Annotated in this window: 23 protein-coding genes and 1 tRNA gene; 12 read left to right on the top strand and 12 right to left on the bottom strand. The window is 71.8% G+C overall.

Features of this window, described 5'->3' with window-relative positions; all coding sequences use genetic code 11:
- Positions 1–703: 703 nt before the first annotated feature.
- Complete coding sequence (locus tag AB0A95_RS06145; protein WP_357554561.1) at positions 704–1,987, bottom strand: MFS transporter; 1,284 nt, start codon at positions 1,985–1,987, stop codon at positions 704–706.
- A 150-nt stretch (positions 1,988–2,137) separates the two neighbouring features.
- Between AB0A95_RS06145 and AB0A95_RS06150 the strand changes: the two genes are divergently transcribed.
- Positions 2,138–2,611: a hypothetical protein gene (locus tag AB0A95_RS06150; protein ID WP_357554562.1), complete on the top strand. Its 474-nt coding sequence runs from the start codon at positions 2,138–2,140 to the stop codon at positions 2,609–2,611.
- A 231-nt stretch (positions 2,612–2,842) separates the two neighbouring features.
- Here AB0A95_RS06150 and AB0A95_RS06155 read toward each other — a convergent pair whose 3' ends face one another.
- The 6 genes from AB0A95_RS06155 to AB0A95_RS06180 form a co-directional block, all read right to left on the bottom strand.
- A complete protein-coding gene (locus AB0A95_RS06155) occupies positions 2,843–3,667 on the bottom strand; it encodes a class I SAM-dependent methyltransferase (RefSeq protein ID WP_357554563.1) in 825 nt (274 codons plus the stop codon).
- 109 nt (positions 3,668–3,776) lie between these two features.
- Positions 3,777–5,252 carry a hypothetical protein gene (locus AB0A95_RS06160; protein WP_357554564.1) on the bottom strand — a complete coding sequence of 492 codons (1,476 nt, stop codon included), beginning with the start codon at positions 5,250–5,252 and terminating at the stop codon, positions 3,777–3,779.
- Positions 5,249–5,815 (bottom strand): SigE family RNA polymerase sigma factor, encoded by a 567-nt coding sequence (locus AB0A95_RS06165; protein ID WP_357554565.1) that lies wholly within the window; start codon positions 5,813–5,815, stop codon positions 5,249–5,251. Before AB0A95_RS06165 ends, AB0A95_RS06160 begins: the two co-directional genes overlap by 4 nt.
- Before the next feature lie 248 nt (positions 5,816–6,063).
- Complete coding sequence (locus AB0A95_RS06170; protein ID WP_357554566.1) at positions 6,064–6,582, bottom strand: hypothetical protein; 519 nt, start codon at positions 6,580–6,582, stop codon at positions 6,064–6,066.
- Between the two features lie 91 nt (positions 6,583–6,673).
- Positions 6,674–6,750, bottom strand: a tRNA-Pro gene (locus AB0A95_RS06175).
- Between the two features lie 128 nt (positions 6,751–6,878).
- Positions 6,879–7,772 (bottom strand): metallophosphoesterase, encoded by an 894-nt coding sequence (locus AB0A95_RS06180; protein ID WP_357554567.1) that lies wholly within the window; start codon positions 7,770–7,772, stop codon positions 6,879–6,881.
- Positions 7,773–7,797: 25 nt separating this feature from the next.
- Between AB0A95_RS06180 and AB0A95_RS06185 the strand changes: the two genes are divergently transcribed.
- The gene (locus AB0A95_RS06185; RefSeq protein ID WP_357075463.1) at positions 7,798–8,253 is read left to right on the top strand and encodes a GatB/YqeY domain-containing protein; all 456 of its coding nucleotides are present in this window, start codon (positions 7,798–7,800) and stop codon (positions 8,251–8,253) included.
- A gap of 117 nt (positions 8,254–8,370) precedes the next feature.
- Here the strand turns inward: AB0A95_RS06185 and AB0A95_RS06190 are convergent, their stop codons facing one another.
- On the bottom strand, positions 8,371–10,800 hold the full coding sequence (locus AB0A95_RS06190) for a transglycosylase domain-containing protein (protein ID WP_357554568.1): 2,430 nt from the start codon (positions 10,798–10,800) through the stop codon (positions 8,371–8,373).
- A 407-nt stretch (positions 10,801–11,207) separates the two neighbouring features.
- Here AB0A95_RS06190 and AB0A95_RS06195 point away from each other — a divergent pair, with 407 nt between their 5' ends.
- On the top strand, positions 11,208–11,528 hold the full coding sequence (locus AB0A95_RS06195; RefSeq protein WP_030328078.1) for a WhiB family transcriptional regulator: 321 nt from the start codon (positions 11,208–11,210) through the stop codon (positions 11,526–11,528).
- A gap of 6 nt (positions 11,529–11,534) precedes the next feature.
- On the opposite strand, the gene AB0A95_RS06200 is transcribed toward AB0A95_RS06195, so the two are convergent.
- The 3 genes from AB0A95_RS06200 to AB0A95_RS06210 are packed head-to-tail and all read right to left on the bottom strand — an operon-like array spanning position 11,535 to position 14,533.
- Positions 11,535–12,686, bottom strand: a complete 1,152-nt coding sequence (locus AB0A95_RS06200; RefSeq protein ID WP_357554569.1) for an ArsA-related P-loop ATPase — start codon at positions 12,684–12,686, stop codon at positions 11,535–11,537.
- A 54-nt stretch (positions 12,687–12,740) separates the two neighbouring features.
- Complete coding sequence (locus AB0A95_RS06205; protein ID WP_357554570.1) at positions 12,741–13,718, bottom strand: ArsA-related P-loop ATPase; 978 nt, start codon at positions 13,716–13,718, stop codon at positions 12,741–12,743.
- Between the two features lie 26 nt (positions 13,719–13,744).
- Entirely contained in the window at positions 13,745–14,533 is a 789-nt protein-coding gene (locus tag AB0A95_RS06210; RefSeq protein WP_357554571.1) for a hypothetical protein, read from the bottom strand.
- Positions 14,534–14,888: 355 nt separating this feature from the next.
- Between AB0A95_RS06210 and AB0A95_RS06215 the strand changes: the two genes are divergently transcribed.
- The 7 genes from AB0A95_RS06215 (at position 14,889) to AB0A95_RS06245 (ending at position 22,820) form a co-directional block, all read left to right on the top strand.
- Entirely contained in the window at positions 14,889–15,371 is a 483-nt protein-coding gene (locus AB0A95_RS06215) for a hypothetical protein (RefSeq protein ID WP_357554572.1), read from the top strand.
- Between the two features lie 46 nt (positions 15,372–15,417).
- Entirely contained in the window at positions 15,418–15,573 is a 156-nt protein-coding gene (locus tag AB0A95_RS06220; protein ID WP_007466198.1) for a DUF4177 domain-containing protein, read from the top strand.
- Positions 15,570–16,031, top strand: coding sequence for a RidA family protein (locus AB0A95_RS06225; RefSeq protein WP_357554573.1), 462 nt, complete (start codon positions 15,570–15,572; stop codon positions 16,029–16,031). Before AB0A95_RS06220 ends, AB0A95_RS06225 begins: the two co-directional genes overlap by 4 nt.
- 115 nt (positions 16,032–16,146) lie before the next feature.
- Complete coding sequence (locus tag AB0A95_RS06230) at positions 16,147–16,983, top strand: MBL fold metallo-hydrolase (protein WP_357554574.1); 837 nt, start codon at positions 16,147–16,149, stop codon at positions 16,981–16,983.
- Complete coding sequence (locus AB0A95_RS06235; protein WP_357554575.1) at positions 16,980–20,606, top strand: adenylate/guanylate cyclase domain-containing protein; 3,627 nt, start codon at positions 16,980–16,982, stop codon at positions 20,604–20,606. Before AB0A95_RS06230 ends, AB0A95_RS06235 begins: the two co-directional genes overlap by 4 nt.
- A 183-nt stretch (positions 20,607–20,789) precedes the next feature.
- On the top strand, positions 20,790–21,293 hold the full coding sequence (locus tag AB0A95_RS06240) for a hypothetical protein (RefSeq protein ID WP_357554576.1): 504 nt from the start codon (positions 20,790–20,792) through the stop codon (positions 21,291–21,293).
- A gap of 30 nt (positions 21,294–21,323) precedes the next feature.
- Positions 21,324–22,820 (top strand): serine/threonine-protein kinase, encoded by a 1,497-nt coding sequence (locus AB0A95_RS06245; RefSeq protein WP_357554577.1) that lies wholly within the window; start codon positions 21,324–21,326, stop codon positions 22,818–22,820.
- Here the strand turns inward: AB0A95_RS06245 and AB0A95_RS06250 are convergent.
- On the bottom strand, positions 22,807–23,148 hold the full coding sequence (locus AB0A95_RS06250) for a hypothetical protein (RefSeq protein WP_357554578.1): 342 nt from the start codon (positions 23,146–23,148) through the stop codon (positions 22,807–22,809). The two genes, AB0A95_RS06245 and AB0A95_RS06250, sit on opposite strands and share 14 nt — an antisense overlap.
- A 168-nt stretch (positions 23,149–23,316) precedes the next feature.
- On the opposite strand from AB0A95_RS06250, the gene AB0A95_RS06255 reads away from it, so the two are divergent.
- Together AB0A95_RS06255 and AB0A95_RS06260 are read left to right on the top strand one after the other, a co-directional pair.
- Entirely contained in the window at positions 23,317–24,252 is a 936-nt protein-coding gene (locus AB0A95_RS06255) for a transporter substrate-binding domain-containing protein (protein WP_357554579.1), read from the top strand.
- Positions 24,249–25,463 carry a hypothetical protein gene (locus tag AB0A95_RS06260; protein ID WP_357554580.1) on the top strand — a complete coding sequence of 405 codons (1,215 nt, stop codon included), beginning with the start codon at positions 24,249–24,251 and terminating at the stop codon, positions 25,461–25,463. Before AB0A95_RS06255 ends, AB0A95_RS06260 begins: the two co-directional genes overlap by 4 nt.
- Positions 25,464–25,518 lie beyond the last annotated feature (55 nt).

Here is a 25,518-nt window from a genome sequence, read left to right on the forward strand (position 1 = left end):
AACTCCATGATCGGCGAGGCAGTGCTGGTTGACGAACAGCCGTTCCACCTAACGCAACGGCGTTGACATCCAGGATCCAGCACGATCTTGGTCCACCACGAGATCAAGGCGGGCTCAACCTCGATGCCATAACCACCTCAACGAAGATCAGGGGAAGGTTGCAACCACCGGTTGAGCCCGCCAAACGGGGAAGGTCCCAGCAACATCAGGGATATTGCTGCCTCCCGCGCGCCCGAGACAGCAACATCCCTGATGTTGTGCGGATCTTGGCGCTGGGGCGCTGGGGCGCTGGGGCGCTGGGGCGCTGGGGCACGGGGGCGCGGGGGCGCGGGGTGGGGCGTTGGGGCGCGGAGGCGCCGGGACGCCGGAACGCTGGGGCCTGCGGCGCTTGGCGCTTGGCGGGGGTGTTTGGTGAGGTGCGGGGCGCGTCACGAGGGCGGTGGCCGACCTGTCCGACCAGCCCGGCTGCCGTGCTTGGTGAGGCGCGGAGCGCGCGGGGCCGGCGCACGCGGGGCCCAGTGCGCGCGGGGCGCAGTGCGCGCGGGGCGCAGTGCGCGCGGGGCGCAGGGCGCGCGGGGCCCAGTGCGCGTAAGGCACGGAGCGCGCGGGGCACGGAGCGCGCGGGGCGCAGGGCGCGCGGGGCCAGTGTGCGCGGGGCCGGCGCGGAAGGGCATGTTGCGGGCCGCGCAAGAGGTGTTCGAGGTCAGGCCGGGGCGGGTGCGGGGGCGGGGGATGCCGGAGTGGTGGTCGCGAGGCCGTCCTGTTCGGCGCTGAGCAGCCGGCGCAGGGAGAGCGCGACCAGCGAGGCAACCAGGCAACCGCCGACCACCGTCGCCACCCAGACCCTGCCGTCGGCGGCGCCGATGAGCGGGCCGGCGGTCACCGGGCCGATCACGCCGCTGATTCCGAAGATCATCGAACTCATCGCGTTGTACCGACCGCGTAGCTCGTCCGTGGCCAGTGCGTTGGTCAGCGCGGGCATCACCGGCGACAGCATCGTCTCGCCGAAGCCGAAGATCGCCGAGCAGGCCACCACACACACGGCGGCCAGCAGGGCACTCTCGTGGGTGACCAGGCCAGCCGCGCCGAGGACCAGCCAGGCGGCGGCGAACACCGCTCCCACCACGGCGAGCGCCCGGGTGCGGCTGCGTCCCTCGATCCGGCGGATCACCAGCAGTTGCGCGAGCACGATCATCAGGGTGTTTGCCGCGAGCGCCCAGGCCACGACCCGGGGGTTCACCTCGACCACTCGCACCGCGTACGCGGCGAAGCCCACCTCGACCTGCGCGTAGCCGCAGGTGGTGAGGATCAACCCGAAGATCACCAGCCGTCGGAAGGGGCGGTCGCGGAGCACTGTCAGGTAGCCGCCGGGTGACGGTTCGTCGACGCTGCGACGGCTGCCCAGTCGGTGGCCCACGTTGGGCAGGCTGAGCAGGATCAGCGCCGGCAGCAGGTAGGTCAGCGCGTCCAGCAGGTAGATCGTCTGGAAGGTGCCCGGCCGGGCGGTGTCGACGATCGCGCCGGAGGTCATGCCACCAATGCCGATACCGAGATTGAGCAGGGCGAAGTTCAGCCCGAAGACGCGTTGCCGCTCGCCGTCGTCGGTCAGCGACGCGAGGATCGTGTTCTGCCCGGACCAGATCGCCGAGCTGCCGATGGCGATCACCGTCATCACCAGCAGGGCCGAACCGGTCGAGTGGACAAGCGCGAGCGAGCCGGTGCCGATCGCCTCGATCAGCAGGCAGGGCATCACGACCCGGCGGGCGCCGATCCGGTCGATGAGCGTCCCGCCCAGCGGCGACAGCGCCAGGGTGACCACGCCGTACCAGCCGATCACCAGCCCGGCGCGGGCGTCGGTGAGCCCGCGTACGTCGGTCAGGTAGATGAACAGGAACGGCAGGGTCAGACCGCGCCCGATCGCCGACAGCAGGGTGCCGAGCAGGATCCGGCGGGCTTCCATTCGGCGGGGCAGGGCACGACGCAGCATGTCCGGCATTCTGTTCGCCAGGTGTGACAGCACGCGAACCGTTTTGGCCGCGCCCAGTCGTCGCCGGAGGCGTCAGGTGACCAATCCCACGATGATCCATTCGGTTTGGTGGCGTCGGTCGGTGTCCGCCGGGTCTGCGATGCTGACCCGATGACCGGCACCTGGCGACATCTGCCCGCTCCCGCCCGCGCCATCGCGGTGACCGCCACCGCGGCCGTCGCCGCCGCCCAGGCACGCGACGGTCAGGCGTACGAGGAGACGGTCGGTGACCTCGCCGCCGACGAGCGTTCCGGCCTGGTGCTCGGCGCGGTGGTCCGGTTGCTGCTCGAGGAGAGCCATCCGGAGGGGCTGACCGGCGACGACATCCGTCAGGTGCTGACCCGCTGCGTGCAGGGCGCGACGCGGTGGCGTTCGGACGTGGACCCACACGTGGTGCTCGTACTGCTGGCCGGCGCCCTCGGGGTGTACGACCCCGAGGGTGACGAGTCGCCTCCGGACGCGTCGGCGCTGGCCCGGCACGCCCCGCTCCTGGTGGCCGACCTGTTGGCGACGACAAGCGTGCCGTTGAACGACTACCTGGCCGCCGCGTTCGCCGAGATCGAGCGCACCGAACGACAGGACTGACCGGCGGAGGCGGGCCGCCTCGCTGTTGGTCGCCCGCCGTACGTCCGGCGGCCGAGGCCCGCCCTCTCGGTGTCGGCCGCCTGTCGTACGTCTGGCGGCCGAGGCCCGCACTCGGTGTCGGCCGCCCGTTGAGCGTCCGGCGGCTGAGGCTCTGGCCGCCCGTTGTGCGTCAGTGGCTGAGGCCCGCCGCCTCGGTCGACTCGGCGTCACCGAAGCGGTTGCGGTGCGGCGTCAGGCCGGGTCGGCGAGCCGTTGCGCCACGACCTCCAGGTACTCCGCCGGGATCCGTACCGTGCCGTCGGAGGCCCGGTTGTGCGTGCGGGCCAGCTCGACCAGGTCGGCGTGCAGTTGCGGTCGCCGTTCCTCGGGCAGCGCCTCGAACGCCTTCACCGTCGGCCCGTAGTTGACCCGGAAGAAGTCGGTGAACTCCTCGGCTGTGCCGAAGCGGAAGACGAACTTCCGGCGTACCATCCGCAGGTCGCCCACGGCCCCGCCGAGCAACTCGCGGACCCGGGCCTCGTCGCCCCACTCGACGGGCGCGCGCAGCCCCGGCGGTGGCGGCACATGCCGCGCCACAGTGCGGAACAACTCGCCGACGAACCCCTGGGGCGTCCACGAGGCCAGCGCCACGGTGCCGCCGGGGCGGCAGACCCGGACCAACTCGGCAGCCGCCCGCTGCTGGTCCGGGGCGAACATCACGCCAACGACGGAGAGCACCGCGTCGAAGGTCCCGTCGGGATGCGCCAGGTGCTCCGCGTCCCCGGCCACGAAGGCGACCGGGAGCCGCTCCGCCGTCGCCCGCTGACGACCCCGTTCCAACAGCCCGGGTACGTAGTCGACGCCGGTCACGACGCAGCCGCAGCGGGCGGCGGCGATGGCGGCGTTGCCGGAGCCGGTCGCCACGTCCAACACGCGGGCACCGGCCGACAGGTCCGCCGCCGTCACCAGCAACTCGGCGATCGGATGGATGAGCGCGGCGACAGCGCCGTAGTCGCCGCTGGCCCAGGTCACCTGCTGGCGTGTCTTCACGGCGTCGAAGTCGAGTGCGGTGGTCATCTGCGTCCCCCTCGGACGGTAGTGGTGCTGCCGACGCTAGGTGGCTGACCGCCTCGGGGGATCGGCAGAAGTACCTATGTTGGCGGTGGTTTCGGCAGGCAGGGCACGCTCAGTCCTGGTTCCAGGTGTCCGTCTCAAGTGTCGACGGCGGACCCTCTCTGGCCACCTGGCCGGTGGCGAGCGTCCGGCCGGACGCGTCGAGTGCCTCGACGACGAGACCCGTCAGGGAGTGGGGCACTGTCAACACCACCCCGCAGCCGCTGACCGCAGTCGTCCGCGCGCGCCCGTCCTGCACCACTCGTACCTGGGTGGCTGCCGCCGGCGTCACCACCAGCAGGGACCGCTCGCCCTCGTCGCCGCCGACGTCGTTGCCGATCGGCACCACCAGGATGCTCGCGGGGTCGGTCGGGTCCGTCGGGACGGTGAAGGTGTCGCTGGTGCCGACCACGCCGTCGGGCCTTGGCTGATCGAGGTCGATCGTCACCTCACCGGCCCAGCCGCCGCCGGCTGCGGGAGCAGCCAGGACCGTCGCCTTGCCGCTGTCCGCCGAGTGCCCGCCGGCGTCCGGCGCTCCGCCGACGGCGCGGGCGGGGAGGCCAGCGACCTGTCCGCCCCAGACCGCGCTCGGCAGGGCGGTCAGTCGGTATCCCTCCGACTGGGCGTACGACGACACCAGCAGTCGGGTGTGCCGCTCCGGGACAGCGCCGCGTACGCGGGACATCGCGGTCGCGAGCTGCGCGTCGGTGATCGGCTCCGGTGCCAGCGAACCCGGACCCGGCGTTGTCTTGCGCGTCACCGCGCCGCAGTCGACCCGCCACCATTCGGGCCGCTGGGTCTGCGGGGTACGGATCAGGTAGGACCCGGTCGGCTCCGGGGTCCACTGGAACACCCTGCCGTTGGGCAACGGTGAGGTGAGGAAGACACACCCGGCGGGAGCGATCGCCACGTGGACGGACGTTGACGGACCGGACGGGGCGTCCAGGGCGAGGCTTTCGTAGGGTTCCAGGCTGTCCCCGAAGCTGTGTACGGCGGCGGGGCTGGCCAACTCGTCGGCGTCGGCACCCTCGTCGGCGACCAGCCACACCGAGGGGCTCGGCCAGTCGGTGCCCGGCGCGGGCCGGTCACGGACGAAGGCCGCGAGCGCGATCCGCCGACCGCCGACGTCGTCGACGAACAGCACCTTCACAGTGGTCGGCTTGTCCAGCACGTCCAACGGCAAACTCACCCGGGGAAAGCCTCCCCGGCGCTGCGCGGCCAACAGGAGTTCGGAGAGCTGGCGGACATAGCCGCTGTCCTGGCCGACGACGCCGCGCGGTGGCGACTGGAGGAGTTTGTCCGACCAGGCCAACGCGGGTGCGAGGGACTCCGTCGCCGCTGCCGGTGGTGGTTGGGTGCTCCGGCCCGGGGCGGCGATCGCGAAGGCCGCTCCGCCCAGGGAGACCACCAGAGCGAGGGCCAGCCCATTGAGGCGGCGCTGCCGGTCCCGTCGGTAACGCGCCCTGGCTCGACCGTACGGATCCGGCTGCGGGGTCAGGGGCCTGCTCAGCTCGGCCAGCGCCCGGCCCAATTCCTCGTCGACAGTCATGGTGTTGCCCCCGTCATCGTCGTCGTCCCGGTCGGTACTGGATCGGCCGCCGCTGGGGGCGTGTTCGGCACCTCTGTCGGCGGCGACGCGTCCGACGCCAGTGCCAGACGCAGGCGTGCCAGACCCCTCGACGCCCGGCTCTTGACCGATCCCACCGAGCAGCCCAGGGCGGCGGCGACCGCCGCCTCCGGCAGATCGACCACGTACCGGAGCACGATCACGGCTCGGGTGCGGGGCGTCAGCTCCCGCATCGCCTCGTACAGGGCGTGTCGCTCGGTCATCGCCTCCGTCATGTCCCGGGTGGACCGGTCCGGCAGGATCGACGTCACCACCTCGTGCACCCGGTGGCGGCGCCAACTGCTGATGTGGTGATTGATCATGACTCGTCGCAGGTACGCCATCGGGTCGTCGACCCGACGCCACCGACGCATCACCTTCACCAGCGCCGACTGCACCAGATCCTCGGCATCCTGCGCCGACCCGGTGAGGTGGTACGCCACGCGCAGGAGATCCATGTAGCGCGTCTCGACGAACTCTCGGAAATGCTCGTCGTCAACTGCCATCAGCCCCCGCCTTGGTTGGTTACCCATCACGACTCCGTCGGGGGTCAATAGGTTGAAAGCCGGCCGCCGGCACGTCGTGAAATCTCCGGCACCTCACGGCGCTCGACGTGGGCGGCGCACTGTCGACCGTCGCGTGCCGCGCCCAGGATGAGCGCCGGCGGCTGGCTGGGCCGGCCGCCACCCGCACGTCCACGGTGGTGCGTGACCGTGTGGCGCGAGCCGTCAACCGTCGGCGTGAGCCTCGGACATCAGGGCTTGCGCGCGTGGAGGTACACAGTCACTGTGTCCTCCCTGTCGAGGTCCACCAGCAGGCGACGGTAGGTGCCGTTCGGTCCCGGTGCCTCTTCGTTGATTCCGGAGACCCGAACAGCAGTCTCGGGGTGCCAGGTGCCTCCTCCGCCGACGTCGTCCTGCTTGGTGACGACGCGTAGTCCGGGGGTCAACCCGGCGGCGAAATCTCCATCAGTCAGGAAGGTGTCGAGGGCTTCGCGCGAGATACGGAACCTCGCCGACAGGTGGGTCTCCAGTCCGTTGCTCTGTGCGGCCGAGAGGAGCACCGTGCCAGGCGGGAAGGTCACGTGGGCGAGGGCTTCGACCTCCGACGCACTCGCTGGCCGGGGCGGAGACTGAAGGGAGTCATCAAGGTCCTCAAGCCCGGTCACGGCCACGAAGCCACACGTGACCAGAGACAGCACGAGGCTCAAGCCGGCCAGGACGAGAGCGACAGTGGCCTTGCGGCTGGGCTTCGGCGCCGGCTGGTCGGGCACCGGCAGCACGATACGCGATCAATGGCATGCTGTTGATCAGCCGGAAAGCACCAGAGGGCACATCCGATCCATGGATGTGCCCTCTTACCTCTGGTCGGGGTGGCCGGATTCGAACCGACGACCTCTTCGTCCCGAACGAAGCGCGCTACCAAGCTGCGCCACACCCCGAGGCGTGCCGACAAATAGTAGCCCACCCGTCCGGATGGTCAAACTCGGTACCCCCGCCGCCGGGGCCGGGTGGCGGGTCCGGGTGGCGGGGCGAGGTCAGGCCCCAGGGTGGGCGCGGGCGGGGGCGGTCAGCGGGGGATGAGGGTGAGGATGCTGGCCTCCGGGGGGCAGGCGAAGCGGATCGGGGCGGTCGGGTGGGTGCCGAGGCCGGCGGAGACGTGCAGCCACGAGTCCGAGCCGGGCCAGCGGTGCAGACCGCGCGCCATCGAGCGGGGCAGGCCGCAGTTGGTCACCAGGGCTCCGTAGCCCGGGACGCAGACCTGACCGCCGTGGGTGTGCCCGGCGAGCAGCAGGCCGAAGCCGTCCGCGGCCATCTGGTCGAGGACCCGCGGCTCGGGGGAGTGCGTCAGCGCGATGGACAGGTCGGCCGAGGACGAGACCGCGCCCGCCACCGCCGGGTAGTCGTCCCGGTCGATGTGGGGGTCGTCCACGCCGACCAGGTCGAGCTGTCGGCCGCCGGCCTTCAGGGTGGTCCGGGCGTTGTTGAGGTCCGCCCAGCCGGCGCCGGTGAACACCTGGCGCAGTTCCTCGTAGGGCAGCTCGACGCCCTCGGTGTACTCCCGGTCGGGCAGGAAGTAGGTGAAGGGGTTCTTCAGCACCGGCCCGGTGTAGTCGTTGGAGCCGAACACGAACGCACCTGGATAGTCCAGCAGTGGTTGCAGGGCCCGCAGCACTCCGGGGACCGCTCCCGGGTGGGCCATGTTGTCGCCGGTCACCACCACCAGGTCGGGGTCGAGGGCGGCCAACGAGGCCACCCAGCGCTGCTTGCGCGCCTGGTCGGGCATCATGTGCAGGTCGGACAGGTGCAGCACGCGAAGCGGTTCCGCGTCGGCCGGCAGCATCGGCACGTCGTACCGCCGCAGGGTGAACATGTTGCGCTCGATGAGCGACGCGTACGCGAGGGTGGCGGCGCCGACCGTGGCGGTTCCGGCGGCGAGGCGGAATAGTGTGCGCTTTCGCATGTCGTTCAGGGTAGTTTGACCGTCCATGAGCACGCTGAAGGACCGCCTCACCGCCGACATGCGTTCCGCGCTCAAGGCGCGCGACGAGCTGACCACCTCCACGCTGCGGATGGCCCTGGCCGCCGTCGGCACCGCCGAGGTCGCCGGCAAGGCCAAGCGCGAGCTCTCCGATGACGAGGTGCTCGCGGTGTTGACCAAGGAGGCCAAGAAGCGCCGGGAGGCGGCAACGGCCTTCGCCGACGCCGGCCGCGCCGAGCAGGCCGCCAAGGAGAGCGCCGAGGGTGAGGTGCTGGACCGCTACCTGCCCAAGCAGCTCTCCGACGCCGAGCTGACCGAGCTGGTGTCGGGGGCGCTCGCCGCGGGCGGCTTCACCGGCAAGGCCCAGATGGGCCCGGCCATGAAGGCGGCCCAGGCCGCGGTGGCGGGCCAGGCCGAGGGTGGTCGGGTGGCCGCCGAGGTACGCCGACAGCTCGGCCTCTGACCCAGCGGCATCCCGGCCGGCGTTCTCCGGAGCGTGGGCGGGTGATGCTGGTCCGGACGAACGGAAACGGGCGGGCACCCGTGGTGGGTGCCCGCCCGTCGTGTCCTACTCGTCGACTCAGCCGCCGGGACGGCCCCCGGGTCGACCGCCGGGCTGCCCGCCACCACCGGTGTTACCCGGCGTGCCGCCGCCACCGCCGCTGCTGACCTGGACGGTGACCACGCCACCCTTGATGGTGCGCCCGTCCGGGCTGGTGCCGGCGGCGGTGCCGGCCGGGCAGGTGGACGGCACCTTGGCCTCGGAGACGACCGGCTCGAAGCCGGCACCCTTGATCCGGGACTTGGCAGTGTCCACCGGCTGGCACTTCACGTCGGGGATGCTGCGCTGGTCACCCTCGGAGATCTTCTGGCCCGGTGGCTCGAAGTTGATCCGCGGCTTGTTCTTCATGGCGTCCCGCAGCGTCTCGTAGACCGGCGGGTTGATGCCGTCCTTGTCGCTGTGCTTCATCCTGACGTTGGTCTGCGGCCAGTCCGGGTCGGCCATGATGCCGGCCACCGAGTACTGCTTGGTCATCACGACGATGGCGGCGGTCTTCTCCGAGTCGGTGGTGCCGGTCTTGCCGGCCACCGGCGCGTCGACGATGCCCTTCACTCCGCCGGCGGTGCGGCTGCTGCCGCACTTGCTGGTCTCGGAGTTGTCGCCGACCGGGCATCGGGCGGCGTCCACGGCGGCTCGGGCCACGTCGGTGCTGAACCGCTTCTCACAGCGCGGGTTGGCGACGTCCAGCTTGTTGCCGTCGGGGTCGCGGATCTCCTGCACCGGGATCGGTTCGCAGTACTTGCCGTCGGCCGCCAGGGTCGCGTACGCGTTGGCCAGGTCCAGCGGGGTGGTCTGCGCGACACCGAGGGTGAAGGCACCCCACTGGTGCGCGTCCTGCTTGGTGCCACTGAGTCGGAGATCTTCATCGGTGCGGAACTGGATGCCGGCCCGCTTGGCGGCGTCGACCACGTTCTCCGCGCCGACCTGCTGCTGGAGCGGGACGAAGTAGGTGTTGACCGACTGGGCGAACGCGGTCCACATGTTCTGGACGCCGCCGGCCTTCAGGCCGGAGTTGGTCGGGCAGTAGAAGTGGGTGCCGGGGCACGCCGCCTTGCTGCTGGGGTCGATGATGTATTCCGACTTGAACTGCTGTGGCGCGTTGAAGCTGTAGCTGAGCGGGATGCCCTTCTCCAGCGCCGCCAGGATGGTGAAGATCTTGAAGGTCGAGCCGGCCTGGTACCCGGTGATGCCGTCACCGCCGCTGAGCAGCGGGTTGACAGTTGCCGGGTAGTTGCCTCGGATGCCCCTCCGGCTCTTCGCCGGATCGCTGGAGATCTTGTTCTTCGGGTTCTTCGGGTCGTCCAGCTTGAACTGCCGGTTGACCGCGAGCGCCCGGACCCGGCCGGAGCCGGGCTCGACCACCGCGACCATTGCGGCTTCCTTGCTGTTCTCGCTCTTGGACCTGCGGACCGCCTTGTCCGCACCCTTCTGCGCCTGGACGTCGATCGAGGTCACGACGGTGTAGCCGCCGCTCTTCAGCCGCCGCTCCCGGTCGTACGTGGTCGAACCGAACGTCTCCTGCTGCATCCACCAGCGGTAGAAGTAGTCGCAGAAGAAGCCCCAGCTGTTGACGTTCGCGGCGATGCAGCCGTTGGGGGTGCGCTTGTCCTTCACGACCAGCTTGACGGCCTTGGCCGCGTCCGCCTCCTGCTGGGTGATGGCCTTGATGTCGACCATGTTCTGGATGACGTAGTCGCGACGGTCCTTGGCGAGCGGGTAACCCGCCTCGGTGGTCGGGTCGTTCGTGGTGGGCGCCTTGACCATGCCGGCCAGCAGCGCCGCCTCCTCGATCTTGAGCTTGGCCGGCGGCTTACCGAAGTAGACCTGGCTGGCGGCGTAGATGCCGTACGCGCCGTTGCCGAACGAGGCGAGGTTGAGGTAGCGGGTGAGGATCTCGTCCTTGGAGAATTCCTTGTCGACCTGGAGGGCCAGCCGCATCTCGCGAAGCTTGCGGGCGCTGGTGTCCTCGGTCGCCGCCACCACGTCGGCCGGGTGGGTGGCCGAGTACGCGATGGCCAGCCGGACGTACTGCATGGTCAGCGTCGAGGCGCCCTGCCGGCCGCCGTCGCCCTGGTTGTTGACGAACGCGCGGGCGACACCGTTGATGTCGACGCCGTTGTGCTTGTAGAACTCATGGTCCTCGGCCGCGATGATCGCCTTCTGCATGTACGGAGAGATGTCGGCGAGCTTCACGTCGCGCCGGTTCTCGTCGTACATCGTCGCGAGTGGTGTCTTGCCGTCCGAGGCCAGCAGATAGCTGATCTGCGGCGCGCGTGCCGCCGAGAACTCCGTGGGCAGGGCGCCGAATGTCTCGGCGCCGGCCTTCGCGGCCAGGCCGGACATCGCCACCGCGGGGAAGGCCGCCGCAGCGACCACCACACCGGCCAGTAGGCCGCACACCAGCAGCGATGCGGCGTTGGTCAGCACATTGTGGTCACGTTTCCGCATCCAGTTCACCTCGACAGGGTACGCGAGTAGGGAACGAGGGGCGCCTGGGCGTTCTTTCCCCATTTCCTGCGCGCGCTGCCCTCGTTGTGCTAAACGCACGACCCCCGGTGCTCGGTTGCGGGTGACCTGGCGTGAGTCTCCTCCGATCGAAGGAGGCGGCGCAGCGTTATCGCCGACCTCGGCGGGGTAACCGGCGGTCGAAGGCCCGGGAAGCCGGGACTGTCCGAAATGATGGATTTCGTCGACAACGTTGCGTAATCAGTCGACTACAGAGCATGATGGGGGCGGCGACAGCGCCACATGTCGTCCGTGCCGCCTTGGGGAAGGCGAGCCGGGCGATCGGGGGGAATTGCCGGCTGGCGTGCATCGACGAGGTCGGTAGGTACTGCAAGGGGGGACGTGTACACATGGGCATGATCACTGACTGGCCGTCGCTGGCGGCGTGTCAGAACGGGGACCCGGACGCGTTGTTCGTACAGGGCGCCGAACAGAACGTGGCGAAGCGGATCTGCCGGAGCTGCCCTGTTCGGTACGAGTGCCTGGCCGACGCGTTGGACAACCGGATCGAGTTCGGTGTGTGGGGCGGCATGACCGAACGCGAACGGCGGGCGCTACTGCGTCGACACCCGCAGGTGACGAGCTGGCGCAAGATGTTCGAGGCCGCGATGAAGAAGAACAGCAAGGACAAGGCCGGAAAGGACAAGATCCTCGTCAGTGCGGCCAACTGACGGCGGTCACGGCCGGCTGATCGCCGCGCCGATCGTCCGCAGCCCGTCGACGTCGTGCACGTCGGCGGGCTGCGCCGTCACCGACACCGTCGGCACGGCGGGGAACGCCTCGGTGAACCGCGCGGCGACCCGCTGCTCGCGTACCGCCTGACGGGCCAGCGCCGCGTGCGCCCGCAGCACGTCGGCGGTCGCCTCGTGCCCACCCAGCTCGGTCAGCCGCTCGGCGGCGACCCGGCTCTGCTCGGCGTCCAGCTCCGGCACCGCGAGTCGGTGCACCCGGTTGAGCACCAGGCCGGCCAGCGGCATCCGCTCTTCCCGCAGGCGACCCGCGAAGTAGGCGGCCTCCCGGACCGCGTCCGGCTCCGGTGCCGCGACCAGCAGGAAGGCCGTCTCCCCTGCCTGAAGGATCCGGTACGTCTGCTCGGCGCGCTGTCGGAAACCGCCGAACATGGAATCCAGTGCGGCCACGAAGCCGGACAGGTCGGTGAGCAGTTGCGCGCCGAGGACCTTCTGCACCACCTTCGAGAACATCCCGAACGAGGCCGTGACCAGGCTGAACATGCTCCGGCCGCCGCTGCGCGCCGGGGCCAGCAGCAGCCGCAGCATCCGGCCGTCGAGGAAGCGGGAGAGTCGGGCCGGCGCGTCCAGGAAGTCGAGTGCCGAGCGGGACGGTGGAGTGTCCACCACGATCAGGTCCCATTCGCCCCGGGCGTGCAGCTGGCCGAGCTTCTCCATCGCCATGTATTCCTGCGTGCCGGCGAATGTCGAACTCATCGCCTGGTAGAACGGGTTCGCGAAGATCTCCGCGGCCTTCGCCGGATCGGTGTGCTGGAGCACCACGTCGTCGAAGGTGCGCTTCATGTCCAGCATCATGGCGTGCAGCTCGCCGCCGCTGCTCTCGACGTCGATCCCCTTGACCTGGCGGGGAGTGTTGTCCAGCTCGGTCAGGCCCAGCGACTGGGCCAGCCGGCGGGCCGGGTCGATGGTGAGCACCACAGTGCGCCGGCCGTGGTGCTCGGCGGCCCGCAGCGCCAGCGCCGCGGCGGTGGTCGTCTTGCCCACCCCGCCCGCACCACAGCACACGACGATCCGTACGCCCGGGTCGGCGAGGATCTGGTCGACGTCCAGCTGCGGCGCCGCGTCTTCGGAAGGCACCAATCGAGCGTATCGGGCCGCGTGGGTCGACGCGCCTGTGCTGGGCTCAGGTGTGAGTCAATCGGCGCGGACGAGGGCCTGGGCCAGTGCCGCGAGACCCGCCCGGTCCACGCCGTCGGGCAACAACGGCAGCTCGACCATCGGCAGCCCCAACTCCACCAGGTCGGCGCGGAGCGAATCCTCCAGTTCGCGCCGGATGAGCTGGTCACGTGCCTCGTCGTGCAGACCGGCCACGGTGTCCCGATCGGCCGGCAACCCGGCGGCGACCAGCCCACGCCGCAGCTCCGCCGCGGTGACCGCCGAGCCGGCGGGCAGCGGCGGTCGGGTGCCGTTGACGATCACCTTTCCGGTGCCGAAGCCGAGTGCGGTCAGGTCGGCGATGGCGTCCACCGTCTCCTGTACCGGCATCTCCTCCAGCAGCGTGACCACGTGGACAGCGGTCATCGGGGAGCGCAACAGCGCGGCGACCCCCTCGCTCTGGGTCTTGATCGGGCCCACCTTGGCCAGCCGGGCCGTCTCCGCCGTCACGTTGAGGAACCGACCGATCCGCCCGGTCGGCGGCGCGTCCAACACCACCGCGTCGTACGCGCGCCGCTGCCCGGAGGTGCGGGTGGTGGCCTCCTTGACCTTGCCGGTGAGCAGCACGTCCCGCAGACCGGGCGCGATGGTGGTGGCGAAGTCGATGGCGCCGAGCTTGCGCAGCGCCCGGCCCGCCGCGCCCAGCTTGTAGAACATGTCGAGGTACTCGAGCAGCGCCTCCTCGGCGTCCACCGCGAGGGCGCGCACCTCACCGCCGTGGGGTGCCTCGGCGAGGTGTCGCTCCTCGTACGGCAGCGGGTCGATGCCGAAGAGTTGGGCGATGCCCTGCCGCCCCTCGACCTCGACCAGCAGGGTGCGCCGGCCACCGGCGGCGAGCGCGAGGGCCAGGGCCGCCGCCACGCTGGTCTTGCCGGTGCCACCCTTGCCGGTCACCACGTGGAGGCGGGCCGACCATCCGGTACCGGCCGGGTCGACCGGCCGCTCAGCTGCACACACCCGTCGAGCCTATCCACGCCCGGTGGTCAGGCGACCTCGCAGACCCACCAACCCGTCTTCTGCACCACAGTGAAGCGCAGGTCCTGGTCGGCCACCTTCTCGTCGGCGGTGGTCATGGTGACCCGGGTGGAGACGGTGGCCCGGTCCCCGGTCTGGTTGTCCACCTTCGGGGTGGTCCACCGGAAGCGCGGGTTCTGGTACTCGGAGGCGTACTTCTGCACCTCGGCGACCTTCGCGGCGATCTTCCCGTCGTCGCGGGACGCGGCGCACACGCGGGTGGCCGCCTTTGTCGCGTCGCGATCCCGGTAGACAGCGGTGAGAAACTCGTCGACGGCGACAGCGGGCTCCTTGGCGCCCTCGCCGGTCTCGGTGTTGCGCAGGGTCAGGAACGCCAACGCTCCACCACCCACGCAGAGCACCATGATCACGACCAGTGCGATCGCCGCGATCAGCAGGCCGCGCTTCTTCTTCGGCTCGGCCGCGCCCGGATAGGGCGGGTACTCCGGCGGGGGTGGCGGGATGGCCGACGAGCCAGGGGCGCCCGGTTGGGTAGGCGTCGCGGCCGGGGGGCCGCTCGGCGTACCGGTGGCGTCGGCCCCACCGGTCGGCGAGGGAAAGACCTGCTGGATGGGGACTGTCGGCGGGGCGGGGAGCGCGGCCGGTGCGGGGGGCGCGGGGAGCGCGAGCTGCCCGGACGGCGCGGCGGGGGCCGGCTGGGCGGGGACTGTCGGACCGCCGGGCTGGTCGGTGGGGTCCGACTGGGCCGGCGGGAGGGCTCGTGGACCGGCCTGGTCGCCGCTGGGCGGTTGGGTCATCGTCTTCCCCCAGGGGTACGGCGCCCGCCGCCACCGGAGGCGTCGAGCGTGATCGAGCGGGCTTGCCGGGCGCTGCGCGACCGCCCGACCGGAAGGGTAGCGGTCGATGACGGCGGCGGTGTTTCCCGTGCCGCGCCGCGCTGCGAACCGATTCGGCCGGCGCGACCGGACAGTGATGCGCCATCGGGCTTCTTACCCGCCGTGTGTCGCATATGTGACTCTAGGTGACCATTCGGGCGCGTCCTGCTGGCGGGCTGCGGGCCACCGACCTACCTTCGTCCCGGCGCGGGGGGCGGAACGGACGAATGGGTCCGGACCGGAAGAGTGATCCGAGCGGTACGACCGGAGGCAGTGCATGCGCGACGCGGACAACATCCCTCGCACCTATTTCCCGACCAACGAGCGGGCGCGCCGGCCCGGATCCTTGTTCGAGGCCGGTGGGCCGATCGGCGGCCAGCCGATCAACGAACGGTCGTACCGCCGGACGCCGGAGCAGGCGGAGGTGGCCCGGGCGCCGAGCCACCTCGCCGAGCGCGCCCGCGACGACGACGAGCCGGGCTTCGTCATCCACCTGCCGATCCGGGTGCCGAGTCTGACGGCGGCGACAGTGCTGGCCGGCCGGGTCGCGGTGTCCCTGGGCTTCCTCCCCGAGCTGGACGCGGGTGAGACCACGGTGTCCAACGCCGACGACCAGAACAACAGGCACCGGGTCTTCTGCGACCTGCTGCTGCCCGACCGGTCCCGCTGCCCACAGGGGTACGAGCACGAAGGCCGCTGCGGGGAGTCGCCGGCCGCGCCGGAGCAGCGTCCCGCGCCTCGTTCGGCCAGCGGACCGTAGGCTGTCCCTCGACCAAGATTTCGCACCGAGAGGGAGCCCTTCAGCGATGCAGAAGTGGGAATACTCCACGGTCCCGCTGCTGGTCCACGCGACCAAGCAGATCCTCGACAACTGGGGCGAGGACGGGTGGGAGCTCGTCGCCGTGGTCCCCGGACCGAACCCGGACCAGCTGGTCGCCTACCTGAAGCGGCCGAAGGCGTGAGCAGCGGTCCGCACGCGAAGCTCGCCGAGCTGGGGCTCGACCTGCCCGAGGTCGTGCCGCCGGTGGCCAGCTACGTGCCGGCCGTGCAGTCCGGGCAGCACGTGTACGTCTCCGGCCAGCTGCCGTTCGCCGAGGGCAAACTGCTCGCGACCGGCAAGGTCGGCGCCGGGATCTCCGCCGAGCAGGCGAAGGACCTGGCCCAGCGGTGCGGGTTGAACGCGCTGGCCGTTGTCGACTCGCTCGTCGGCCTGGAAAACGTGGTCAAGGTGGTCAAGGTGACCGGTTTCGTGGCCTCCGCGCCCGGCTTCACCGGTCAACCCACGGTGATCAACGGCGCCTCCGACCTCTTCGGCACCGTCTTCGGCGAGGCCGGCCGCCATGCCCGTAGCGCCGTAGGGGTGGCCGAGCTGCCCCTGGACGCCCCGGTGGAGGTCGAACTCATCGTCGAGGTCGCCTGACCCCACCCCGCGATCTTGCACTTCCTGCCCGGAAGAAAGCCCCGAACAGGGATGAACCAGGGTGCGCAAGTGCAAGATCGCGGGGTGTTGCGGGCGGGGTCGTACGATCGCAGCCATGAGCGGGCACGTGACGGGGGCGGTGGCGGCGCTTGCCGAGAATCTGCCCCGGTGGGTCTCACTGCTGCGGGCACCGAACCCGGGGCCGATGACCCTCGACGGCACCAACACCTGGCTGCTGCGCGCCCCGGCGGCCGAGTCCGGCATCGTCGTCGACCCGGGGCCGGCGGACGAGGGGCACCTGACCCGGATCGCCGAGCACGGCCCGATCGGGCTCATCCTGATCACCCACGGCCACCCCGACCACATCGAGGGCGCGGCCCGGCTGAGTGAGCTGCTCGGCGGCGTGCACGTCCTCGCCGTCGACCCGGCGCACACCATCGGCGGCGAGCCGCTGACCGAGGCGGGCGAGCACTTCGGCGGCTTCGGTCTGGCGGTCCGTCTGCTCACGACTCCGGGGCACACCGCCGACTCGGTCTGCTTCCTGGTCGAGCACGAGGACGAGCGGGTGGTGCTCACCGGTGACACCATCCTCGGCCGGGGCACCACAGTGGTCGCGCACCCGGACGGGCACCTCGGTGACTACCTGAGCAGCCTGGAGCTGCTGTCCGCGTACCGGGGGATCCCGGCGCTGCCCGGACACGGCCCGGCGCTGGCCGACTGCGCCGCCGCCGCCGACTTCTACCTCGCCCACCGCCGGGCCCGGCTGGACCAGGTCCGGGCGGCAGTCGCGGCCGGCGCCCGGACGCCCGCCGACGTGGTGGCGGTGGTCTACGCGGACGTGGACCGCTCGCTCTGGTGGGCGGCGGAATGGTCGGTCCGCGCGCAGTTGGAGTATCTGGGTGTCGGCACCGGGGAATCCGCGCCCGGGGTCAGTGGGTTGGAGCACATGTGACCTGCCCCGTGTGCGGAACCGTCGCCGTTCCCGGTGCCCGGTTCTGCCACAACTGCGGTGCCGCGCTGCCGGCCGCCGCGACGTTGCCGGCGGCCGAGCGCCGGGTGGTCACCGTGCTCTTCGGTGACCTGTCCGAGTTCACCTCCTGGTCGGAAGATCTCGACCCGGAACGCGTGGGCGCGGTCACCGACCGGGTGCTCGCCGCCCTCGCCGGTGCCGTGAAGACCTTCGGCGGGCACGTCGACAAGCTGACCGGCGACGGGATCATGGCGGTCTTCGGTGCGCCGGTGGCGCACGAGGACGACGCCGAACGGGCGGTCCGGGCCGCCCTGTCCATGCAGCGGGCCGTCCGCCGGGTGCTCGACGACGAGCGGGGCGGCGGTGCGCCGCTCGGGCTGCGGGTCGGGTTGAACACCGGCGACGTCATCGCGGGCATCCAGGCCGCCATCGAATACACGGTCATCGGCGACACGGTGAACACTGCCGCGCGGCTGGCCGACGCCGCAGCGGTCGGCGCTGTCTACGCGGGCGGGCGCACCGCCGCCGCCACCCGGCACGTGTCCTCCTGGCGGGCGCTGCGCCCGCTGCGGCTCAAGGGCAAGCGCGAGCCCGTCGAGGCGTACGAGCTGCTGGGTCTGCTGGACGCGCCGGGCACCCGCTCGGGGCTCGGCGACGAGGCCCCGTACGTCGGTCGGGAGACGGAGATCGGTCGGGTCGCCGGGCGGCTCGCCGAGGTGATCGACCAGGGTGATCCGCGCGTGCTGCTGATGACCGCCGAGGCGGGCATCGGCAAGTCCCGGTTCGCCGCCGAGGTCGAGCGCCTCGCCGCCGGGTACGACGTGGGCGCCGGCCGGTACGCGGCGCACACCGGAGCCCGGGTGCTCTCGGTGCGCTGTGCCGCGTTCGGGGAGCGGCGGAGGCTCGCGCCCCTGGCCGACCTGGTGCGGGCCGCCGTCGGTCTGCCCAGCGACGCGTCCACAGCGCTGACCCGCCCGGCGGTGGAGGAGCGGCTGCGCCGGCTCGGGCAGCGGCTGGCCCGCTCCGCCCCGGACACCGCGCCGATCGCCACCGAACAACTGCTCGCCCTGCTCGGCTACGCCGAACTCCCGGCGCACGCGGGCACCGACACCGGCGAGTGGGGCGGCTCGGGCACCCCGACCGCTGATGCCGAGGTGGTGCCGAACGCGGTCGCCGACCTGCTCAGTGGGCTCGCCTCGGAGGCGCCGCTGGTGATCGTGGTGGACGACCTGCACGACGCCACCGCCGAGACGATCGGCGCCCTCGGGCTGACCCTGTCCAGGCTCACCGGCCCGGTGCTGGTGCTGCTGCTGGGCCGCCCCGAGTTGGTGCGTACCGCCGGCGCGCTGACCCGGGTCGCGGACGCCGAGGTGCACTCGCTGCCGCCGCTGCGGGGTGCCGACGCGGCGCGGCTGCTCACCAGCTATCTCGGTGGCGGCAAACTGCCACCCGCCGACGCGGACCGGCTGCTCGCCACCGCTCAGGGCAACCCCTTCTACCTGGCCGAGCTGGTCACCCTGCTCATCGAGCGTGGGGCGCTCACCACGGAGACAGCGCGCGGTGTCCGTAGCGGGGTGGAACGGTCGGGGGCCGGCGAACGGGACCAGGGCGCCTCGGCCGGCTGGCGGTTGGTGCCCGGTTCGCTGGGCAGTCGGCTGCTCTCCCGCGACCTCGCCGCCGTGCTCGCCGCCCGGATCGACGCGCTGCCCCCGGACGCCCGTTCGGTGCTGCGCGATGCCGCGGTGACCGGCGACACGGTGCCGACAGGTGCGCTGGAGGCGATGCGTGAGCAGCGCGCCGGCCGCGACGGTCGACCGTCGGCGGTGGTCGCCGTGGAGCTCGACCGGGCTGTCGAGGAGCTGCTGCAACGCCGGATGCTGCACCGCTCCCGGGCCGGCTACGCGTTCGCGACCCCGCTGATGCGGGAGGCCGCGTACGCCGGGGTGAGCAAGGCGGAGCTGGCCGAGCGGCACGCCGCGTTGGCCCGCTGGGCGGCACCGGTGGACGGGGCCGCGACCGCAGCGCCGGGCGGGTTCACCGACGAGGCCCGGGACGATTTCGTGGCGACGCACGTCGAGCGGGCCGCCACGCTCGCCGACGCGGTGAAGCTGCGCCCGGACGCGCCGGCCCGGGCGGTGGTGCCGCTCGGCGTCGCCGCGCTCGGCCGGGCCGCCCGTCGGTCATTGGCCGCCGGTGAGCCGGTGCTGGCCGTCGAGTACGCCGAGCGGGCCACCGAGCTGGCCCGCGACGGGGTGCCGGCGTCCGATCGGGTGGTGCACGCGCGGGCGCTGCTCCAGGTCGGCCGCGTCGCCGACGCGCTGGCGTACGCGGAGAAGATCGCCGCGAACGCGGGGGACGAGGCCACCCGCGTCGGTGCCCTGCTGCTCGCGGGGCAGGCCCAGGAGACCCTCGGTGACCAGGGTCGGGCGATGATCGCCTGGCACGAGGCGTTGCAGGTCGCCACGGCGGCTGGGCTGCCCGTGCAACGGGCGACGGCGATGCGCCGGCTCGGCATGGCCGACTTCGTGGCCGGGCGGCTGAGCCAGGCGAGCAGCCGGTTGGCCGCCTCGTACCAGGTCAGCCTCAGTGCGCAGGACCGGCGCGGGCAGGCCTGGTCGCTACAGAACCTGGCCTGGGTGACCACCACCCGGGGTGACTTCGCCGGCACCGACGCGGTCCTCGGCCGGGCCGCCCGGCTCTTCGCCGAGTTGAAGGACCCGTACGGGCGGGCCTGGCTGCGCGGCACCACGGCGTTCGCCCGGCTGCTCGCCGGCCGACTGCGGGAGGCGTGTCGGATGGCGCAGGTGTTCCTGCCCTTCGGCGAGCGGGTCGGTGAGGCGTGGGCGGTGGGCACACTTCGTGCGGTGGCCGCGTTCGCCACCGCCGAGCTGGGCGACCTGGCCGAGGCCGACCGCGAGGCCCGTCGGGCGTACCGGGAGTTCGCCGCCGTCTCCGACGACTGGGGGCGCGGGTTCGCACTTGTGGTCCGGGCGGTGGTGGCGCGTGGGCTGGGCGAGCCGGAGCACGCGGCCGACCTGCTCACCGATGCCCTCGCGTACGCCGAGCGCACCTCCCACCCGCTGCTCACCGGGATGGCCGGCGTGCTGCGCGGCTTCGTGGCGTTGGACCTGGGTGACTGCGAGACCGCCGAGCGGGTCGCCCGTGCGGTGCTGACGGCAGTGGAGCCGCACAATCCGCAGGCCCCGGCCCAGGTGGCACCCCGGGTGCTGCTGGCGACGGCCCGCCTGGCCGCCGGTGACCCGGCGACCGCCGTCGGGCTGCTCGCCCCGGTGGCGACGGCCGCCGCGAACGCGCCCTCGCTGCTCTTCTCCCGCCGCCAGACGATGGCCCAGTACGCGGCGGCGCTGCTCGCTCACGGTCAGCGGGAGCAGGCACTGGACTGGGCTCGCCGGGCGGTCACCGCGCCGGCCGAGGACGTGCGCAGCCAGGTGATCGCGGCCAGCGTGTTGGCCGAGGCGCTGGACGCCTGCGGTCACCCGGAGCAGGCCCGGTCCTGTGCGGAGGAGGCGGTCCGCCTGGCGTACGCGACCGAGCAGCGCAGCGAACGCGCCGCCGCCAACGCCCTCCGCGCCCGCCTGGCCTGACTCCCCTTTTCACGTCGGAAAGTGGCCCGCCGGTGACCGAAAGCTCTTGATCAATCTGGTGTCGGGGTGCGGGCAGGGTTTTTGCCGGTTCTGGGGATGTGGCGGTCGGGGTGAGGGGCTAGCGTGTCACCACCGTGTGCCGGTCCACAGTGCTGACCGTCGCCGTGCCTGGGGAGGCCCTTCATGAAGCTGCCGCGATCCATCGCGGGCTGGACCATCGCGGTCTTCGGCGTGTTGGCGCTGGTGATGGGTGCGGTCGGGCTGCTCTGGCCGGAGGCGCAGTTACGCCTGCTCGGTCTTGAGGTGCCCGAGACGCGTGCCGTCGGTGACCACACCGGCACGTTCCTGGTGGCGTCGTCGATGGCGGCGTTCAACATGGGCGTCTACTACCTGCTCGCCACGATCACCGAGTGGCGGGCCTTCTTCCGGTTCACGGTGGTCTTCCGACTTGTCACGTTCACCGTCTTCACCATCGCCGTGCTCTCCGACATCGCTCCGGGCGGGTTCTTCGGGGTGGCGGCCTGGGAGGGTCTGGGAGCCCTGGCCACCGCCGTCGGCCTGCGCCTGGACGCGCGCCGGGGAGCGTCGGCGGGTGAAGATGTCTCGTCCGCCGGTGTCGGGACGGCTGCCCGGTCCGCGGAGGGTACCGGTCCGGCCGGTGCCGCTCCGGCGGACGCGGTGCGCTGAGTCGTCGGCCGGGTTGGGTATTTTCGAGCGGTGACCGACACTCCGACCGGCGGCCTGCCGGTGCCGATCGTGCCAGGTCTGACCGATTTGCGGGTCTTTGCCCGAGGCGGCTACGCGACCGTCTACCAGGCCACCCAGATCTCGGTGGGCCGCGAGGTCGCGGTCAAGGTGGAAAACCGGACGCTGGACAGCGAGCGGGATCAGGCCCGCTTCCTGCGCGAGGCGCGGGCGGCCGGACGGATGTCGTCACACCCGCACGTGGTGGACCTCTTCGACGTCGGGGTCACCGTCGATCAGCACCCCTACCTGATCATGGAGCTGTGCGACGGATCGTACGCCGAACGGATGCGGACCTCGCCGCTCGACCCGGTGGAGGCCCGTGACCTCGGCATCAAGATCGCCGATGCGCTGGCCCACTCGCACGCGGCAGGGGTGCTGCACCGAGACGTGAAACCGGCAAACATCCTGCACTCGCCCTTCAACTCGGCGGTGCTCGCCGACTTCGGGCTGGCCGTGCTCGCCGAGCACCGGGACGCCTCGGTCACCCTGGAGGTGCTCACCCCGGCGTACGCGCCGCCGGAGATGTTCAGCCACAGCCCGCCGTCACCGGCCGTCGACGTGTACGCGCTCTGCGCCACCCTCTACGCGGTGATGCACGGTCGGCCGCCCCGCTGGCAGTCCGAGCGCAACCCCAGCCTGGTCACCGTCCTGGAGATGTTCAACCAGCCGCTCCCCGCCCTGCCGGGCGTCCCGGACGAGCTGATCGACGTGCTGCGCGCCGGCATGGTCAACGACCCGGCCGAGCGGCCCTCCGCCCTCGAACTGCACGACCTGCTCGTCAACCTGCCGCTCGGGCCACCGTCGGCGCCGGTCAGCGGTGCGCCGGTCAGCGGTGGCGCAATCCGCCCCGGCCCGTACGCGGCCAGCAAGCCGGCGCCCCGACCGCCCATCGAGGACACCCAGCAGGTGGTCCCCAGTGGTCGGCGCTGGCGGCGCTGGTTCCTCGGCGGTGCCGGCGTGCTCGCGCTCGCCGGCTCGGCGACCGCCGGAGCCTGGTTCGCCGACCACGGGTCAGCGCCCACCCCGAACCCGACGGTCAGCCAGGTCGCCGCACCGGCGACCGGGCCGCTGCCCGGCTGCACGACCGGCCCCGGCACGCCCACCGCCCTGCCCGAGGGCGCCCGGTGCCTGCCGGAGCTGGAGTGCTTCGGCCCGATGCGGATCCGCGGCAACCGCGCCGAGGCGGTTCGGTTGTCCTGCACGGGTCGGCACACCTGGGAGACGTACGCCGAGGGGATCCTGCCGGTGTTCCTGGTCGGCGCCGACTACGACGACGTGGTCACCGCCGAGCCGGTGCGACAGGTGTGCAGCGCCACGACGTTCCGGGTGACCACCGGGATCGCCGAACCGAGCGGATGGCACCTGGAGGTGCTCCCCCCGGTCGACGGCAGCATCGACCGGGTCTATCGGTGCCTGGCCGGGCGGGGCGTGGACGCGCTCGCCGCGCCCACCCTCACCGACCGCTGACGCCGTCCGACCCGCGTCGCCGGTCCCGCACCGCCCGCAGGGCGTCCCGGCTGTCCAGGGCGTCGAGGGTGTCCGCGTCGATCCCGTACGGCATCAGCTCGGCCGGCCCGGTGGTCGCCTGCCGGTCCTCCGGCTCCGGATCGCCGGCCTGACGGGCGGCGGAGAAGGCGACCCCGGCGACCATTGTCAGCAGGACGCAGAGCAGGGCGAGGACCACGCCGAGAAGGTCCTGTCGGCGCCAGACGACAAGCAGGGCCAGCGGCGCGAGAGCTCCCAGCGCCGCGAGCACCGCCACCGTCCGCGCATCGGGCCTGGACAATCGACTCACCCGTCCAGCATGTCGTGACATCGGCGGCTGTCAACCGGAGAGTCGGTCGCCGCGCCGATCCACACCGGCCTAACCGGTCCGTCCGACGTGCCGGTCGGTGTCACTACGGAGGAGCTTGGGGTAGCTACTCTGGGTGTTCCGCAGATCGGTCCCTCAGCGAGGTCACCCATGAACGTGCGCAGTTCCCGGCTCCGCTCGGTCGCGACGACGCTGGCGGTCGCCCTCACCCTCACCCTGGCAGCCGCTGCCGGCTGCGACAGCCGGCGGGAACCCGGCCTGCCGTCCGTGCAGCAGAAACTCCGTGAGTCGCACATCTACCGGCAGGCACAGCTGCGCATCGGCGTCGCCACCAAGGAGCCGCTGATGGGCGACCTGCGCAACGGTCAGCACGTCGGCTTCGACGTGGAGATCGGCAGGTACATCGCGGCCTCCCTCGGCTACGAGGGCGAGCAGCGGTTGGAGTTCGTGTCGGTGGCCACCGAGAGTCGGATCCCGGCCCTACAGGGCGGGACCGTCGACCTCGTGGTGTCCAGCTTCTCCATGACGGAGGAGCGCGAAAAGCTTGTCAGTTTCGCCGGCCCGTACTTCGTGACCACGCAGGAGGTGATGGTGCCGGTCCGCCTCAAGGACAAGATCCGCACCATCGAGAACCTGCGCGAGCCGGCCTACCGGGTCTGCACCAGCGGCGGTTCCACCACCGAGGCCGAGCTGGAGAAGCACGGGGTCAAGACATTCGTGGTGAAGGACGTCAAGGACTGCGTCGACGGCATCCGTGGCGGCCGGTACGACGCGGTCAGCTCGGACGAGACGATCCTCGCCGGATTCCTGGCCACCTACCCCAAGGAGTTCGAGGTCGTGGACATGCCCTTCGGCACCAGCGAGCTGCTGGGCATCGGCGTGCCGATCGGCGACCCCGCCCTGCGTGACCTGGTCGCGTACTTCCTCCAGAAGAGCTACGAGCAGGGCCGCAACGGGCAGGCGAGCCCCTGGCAGAGCGCGTACAACCGCACCCTGGGCCCGTGGTTGAAGGTGGAGAAACGCCAGCCCCAGCCGCTGAAGGTGCCGCAGCTCGTGGACTTCGACGACAAAGCGCCGTCGAGGTGAGCACGGCGTCGACCGCGACCGGCGCGGACGGCCCGGTGCCGCCACCCCGCGCGTCCGTGCCGGGTGCGGGGGCCGCGCGGGCCTTGGACGCTACGGCCGCGCCGGCTTTCGCGAGTACGGCCGCGGCCGTACCGGCTGCTGGTGCGGATCGTGTCGACTGGCCGGTCGGCGTGCCGGTCGCCGAACCAGCCGACCCGGTCGTCGCCGAGGTCGAGCCCGGTCGGGTCCGTTGGGATCCGGCCGAGCGGCGGGCCCGGGCCAGCCAGTCCTTCTGGACCGCGCTGGTGGGCGTACCGGCGATCTTCTCGGTGCTCCGCCTCGGCGTGGAGGCGGGCGGCGAGCTTCAGACGACGCTGCTGCTGGTGGCCAACGTCGGGCCGGTCAACCTGCTCGCCGGCTTCCTGACCACGGCGGCCCGGCTGCTCTCCACCGGAATGGTCGCCGTCTTCGCGCTCGGGGCGGTGCTGGCCGTCGGCACGGATCGGCTGCCACCGGGGACCCGCCGGCGTCCGCTCTTCGCCCGCTGGGCAGATCTCACCCCGGCCTGGGTGGTGCTGGCCAGCTTCCTCTTCGCCCTGCTCACCTGGCCGTTGCTCTACCTGCCGCTGCTGCTGCCGGCGTTCGCGGCAGCGTTTCAGCTACGCCCCGGGCGGCTGCACGAACGGGTGGTGCCCCGGCTGCTCATGACCGTCGCGCTGCTCGCCGGGTACGCCTGGCTGCTGCTGCCCACGCTGCGCGACGCGGGCAAGCAGCACGAGCTGTTGGTGCTGGCGCTTCTCGCGGTGCCCCCGCTGCTGGCCCTGTTCATCGCGGGGCCGCTGCCCGGCCTGGTGATCCGGCCGTTGGCATCGGTGACCGAGGTGGCGATGCTGGCCGTGCTCGTGTGGGCCGCAGTGCCGGTGATCAGCACACCGGTGCTGCCGCTGACGGTCACGACAGTGGGCGCGGAGACCGGACCCACCGAGGACGTACGCGGGCACGTGATCACCACCGACGACGTCAACATGGTGATCCTCCAGGAGCGGGGTGGCGTGCGGTACGTGCCTGTCGACCTGGTCCGCGCGCAGGTGCTCTGCCCGAGCGAGGAGGAGCTGCCCCGCTACCGGCTGCGCATCCGCGACTTCCACGTGGAGGACTCGCTGCTGGAGGGCATGGGCCGCCGGGTCCGCCCGGTGCACCGCATCGACGCCGCCTGCCGGATCCCGGACTGACCCGCGCGGGTTGCCGAGTGAGAGGTGGCGCCCGCATATACATTCCGACTGTATA

The organism is Micromonospora sp. NPDC049230 (assembly GCF_040647875.1).
GTDB lineage: Bacteria > Actinomycetota > Actinomycetes > Mycobacteriales > Micromonosporaceae > Micromonospora.